This is a genomic window from Modestobacter sp. KNN46-3 (assembly GCF_011039295.1).
In genome coordinates, this window is the sequence record NZ_JAAKGN010000268.1 from 1 (window position 1) to 3319 (window position 3319).

General features: G+C 71.2%; 4 protein-coding genes. 1 reads left to right on the plus strand and 3 read right to left on the minus strand.

Features of this window, described 5'->3' with window-relative positions; translation table 11 throughout:
* The 3 genes from G5C62_RS26260 to G5C62_RS26270 all read right to left on the minus strand — a co-directional run.
* Positions 1 to 736 (minus strand): serine hydrolase (locus tag G5C62_RS26260; protein WP_164703306.1); only part of this gene is annotated, 736 nt, incomplete at its 3' end.
* A 75-nt stretch (positions 737 to 811) separates the two neighbouring features.
* Positions 812 to 1432 carry a hypothetical protein gene (locus G5C62_RS26265; protein WP_164703307.1) on the minus strand — a complete coding sequence of 207 codons (621 nt, stop codon included), beginning with the start codon at positions 1430 to 1432 and terminating at the stop codon, positions 812 to 814.
* Positions 1433 to 1475: 43 nt separating this feature from the next.
* On the minus strand, positions 1476 to 1646 hold the full coding sequence (locus G5C62_RS26270; RefSeq protein ID WP_156119116.1) for a hypothetical protein: 171 nt from the start codon (positions 1644 to 1646) through the stop codon (positions 1476 to 1478).
* 314 nt (positions 1647 to 1960) lie between these two features.
* Between G5C62_RS26270 and G5C62_RS26275 the strand changes: the two genes are divergently transcribed.
* Positions 1961 to 3202: a transglycosylase domain-containing protein gene (locus G5C62_RS26275; RefSeq protein ID WP_241176153.1), complete on the plus strand. Its 1242-nt coding sequence runs from the start codon at positions 1961 to 1963 to the stop codon at positions 3200 to 3202.
* The last annotated feature ends 117 nt before the right edge of the window (positions 3203 to 3319 follow it).

Below are 3319 nucleotides of genomic sequence, written 5' to 3' on the forward strand. Positions count from 1 at the left end.
TCCCGCCGTGCACCGGGGCGAGCAGTCCGAACCACTGGTCGAAACCGTCCGCCGCGATGGCGGAGGTCGACCGCATCCAGCCGAGCAGGGTCTCGACATCGTCGTCGTCCAGGATGTCGCCGAGCGCAGACAGCACGGTGGCCACGTCCGCGGCGGTCGTCACCGCCTGTCCCCACTGACCGGGCACCGCTGGAAGGCGCGTTCCGGTGAGCCCGACAGCCGTCGCCACGTGCCTCACCAGCTGGGCGCCGTCGTACCGGTCCCACAACCTGCTCATGGCGCCGTCGTCGGACTGGACGACGGCACGCTGGACCAGGTCGAGATCCTCGCCGCTGAGCGCGAGTGACCCCGCTGCATCGAGGGCGAGCAACCGGGCGACGACCAGGATCTTGACCAGCGAGGCCGTGTACGTCGGCGCGCCGGCATCCGGACCGGTGATCAACGGCCGACCGTCCGGGTCCAGGACGACGACCCGGATCGACCCCTGGGCGGCTGCGGCGGCTGCCCGGACGTTTGCCAGAACCGCTGCCGGGTCGATGGAGGGCGTCGCGGTCGCCAGCGCGGCGGTGCTCGGCGGTGCGCTGATGGTCGGCGGCGACGACGCGACCGATCTCCCCGCGACGGCCTCCACCCCGGTGATGCAGCAGCCGACGATCGCGACGGTCGCGACGCCGACGGTCAGCAGCCCCAGGAGTGCGGCCAGCCACCCGCGGTGGCGGAGCAGGTGCAGGTGCATGGGAGGCCTGCTCTCGTGTGGGTCGGCACTCCGGGCCGCGTCGTCGGGGTCGCGTGGGTGCGCAGTGGGTGTCCGTCACGCCGGAACGGCGTTCGCCCTCCGGCGGAGCAGCAGCCAGGTGGCCGCGACGACGAGCGGGATGCCGGCGGCCGCGACCGAGCAGCGCAGGAGTGGGAGCGCAGCACCGGCCACGGCTCCTGCTCCGACGAGTCCCCAGGACCACAGAAGTGCCGCGGGGATCGTCCCTCTCAGCATCACGCGCAGCGGGACCCCGGCCTGCGCGGCGACTCGCGGCGCCAGGGTCCGCGCCCCCGCGACGAACTGCGACATCGCGGCGACCCGCACCGGTCGGCGTCCGATGGCGCCGGACCAGGCCAGAGCTGAGCGGTCGACCGTCTCCCGGGCGCGCTCGGGGAGCAGCCGACCGAGCCGTCCGTCTGTCGGGAGGGACGAGCCGGAGTCGGCGCGCGCCGCGGTGCGGTGGCCGAGCGCCGCGCCCAGGACGGTCGCGCCGGCCACGGCCAGGGCGACGACGGGCACGGGGACCAATCCCAAGCCTGCTAGGACGCCCACACCGAGGACCAAGGACGCCGCCGGCAGGAGCATGCCGATCAGCAGCCCCGACTCGGCCACCAGCACGAGAGCGACGACCGCGGGCAGCGCATGAGCGGGAACCGCATCGAACCAGCCGGTCACCTGAGCCCTCGACGTCTCCGCCGCCCGGCCGTGAACACGGCTCTCACGCGCTGGCCTGAGACAGCGAGGGGTTGTCGATGACGAACCGGAAGCCGGCATCCCGCGTGGCGATGTCGATGCGGACGTCCTCCGGGCCGACCGGCTGCCGGTCGAACTCGAACGGCGCCAGCGGCGAGGCGGCAGCGTGGGCGGCCTCGCCCATGGTGGGCGGCATGGCGTTCTCCTCGGGGCTCGAGCGACCGAAGGGGGGTGACGTCCAGGCAACCGGCGACGTGGACCCGGTGGCAGTCCCTGTCGTTCCAGGTACCAGCGGGGCCACCCACGGAGGTTTGGCGCCATGTCGCGGCGGCTATGGCGTGGCGCTGCGCGCCTCTCCCGCCCGCCGGCCGACGGCGAGACCGCATCCTCGGCCATCGGTGGCCTGTTCTTCCAGGTAAAGACAGTGCCCCCCAGGACCCTCACCCTGCCGCGATCCGACACCTAGCTTCGAAAGGGATGAATGATCACGTCGCTTCCACGGCCGGCGGTATGGCGAAGTTCGGGGCTGCCGTGGTGGCCGCCGGGGCGCTCCTCGCCGGGATGATGCTCCCGTTCGTCGCCGGCACCGGGCTGCTCGCCCGGGACTCGGCTTCTCTGCTCGACGCGCTGCCGGTCGAACTGACCGACCAGACGCTCAACGGCAACACCACGGTGCTCGCCGCCGACGGGTCGGTGATCACGCAGTTCTACGCCAACAACCGCACCCCGGTCACCGGCGAGCAGATCCCGCCGGTCATGCGCGAGGCGCTGATCTCGATCGAGGACAGTCGCTTCTACGAACACGGCGGCGTGGACGTGCAGGGGACGCTTCGCGCGCTGGGCCGGAACCTGGCCGCCGGTGCCGTGGAGGAAGGCGGGTCGACGCTCACCCAGCAGCTGGTGAAGCAGACCTTGCTCCAGACCGCGGAGACCCCCGAGCAGCGTGCGGAGGCCACGGAGGAATCGATCGACCGCAAGCTGGTCGAGGCGCGGCTGGCTCTCGCCCTGGAGGAGAGGTACTCCAAGGAGGAGATCCTCACCCGCTACCTGAACATCGCGTACTTCGGTTCCGGTGCCTACGGCGTGCAGGCTGCAGCCCAGCGGTACTTCTCGGTCGACTCGGCTGATCTCAACCTGGCCCAGGCCTCCGTGCTGGCCGGGTTGATGCAGAGCCCGGCGATCGACAGCCCCCTGGTCAACCCGGAGAACGCCCAGAGCCGGCGTGACCTGGTGCTCGCGCGGATGCACGAGCTCGGCTACATCACCGACGCCGAACTCGCCGACACCACCTCGCAGCCGGTGGTCGTCACCGCGCAGCCGAACCCGCCCAACGGGTGCATCGACGCCGCGGTGGGTGGCTTCTTCTGCGCGTACCTGCAGTCGTACCTGGTGGACACGCTCGGGATGAGCCAGGAGCAGCTCGAGAACGGCGGCTACACGATCGAGACCACGCTCCGGACGGACGTCCAACGCTCGGGGGACCAGGCAGTGCGCGCTGCAGTGCCGATGGGCAACTCGCTGGCTGGGATGTTCACCGCCGTGCAGCCCGGGACCGGGCACGTCCTGGCGATGAGCGTGAACCGGAACTACGGCTGCAACTCGGCTGCCGACATCTCCTGCGAGTCCGTGGTGCTCAACACCGCGGCCAGCCAGGGATCGGGCTCCACCTACAAGGTGTTCACCGCCGCGGCGGCGTTGGAGCAGGGGTACTCGCCGTCCTACACGATGACCACCGGCGATACCTGGAGTTGACCCGCTTCGGTGGACACCCTGAGCTTGGGCTTCCAGCCCGAGGAAGGGGTCCTGATGGGCCGACCGAGCAAGTACTCACCGGAGTTCCGGGAACAGGCCGTAGAGCTGGTGAAAGCG

Bases quoted from the DNA above. Each gene is read 5' to 3' on its own strand.
- G5C62_RS26270 (WP_156119116.1), bottom strand. From the start codon at position 1,646: ATGCCGCCCACCATGGGCGAGGCCGCCCACGCTGCCGCCTCGCCGCTG.
- G5C62_RS26275 (WP_241176153.1), top strand. From the start codon at position 1,961: ATGGCGAAGTTCGGGGCTGCCGTGGTGGCCGCCGGGGCGCTCCTCGCC.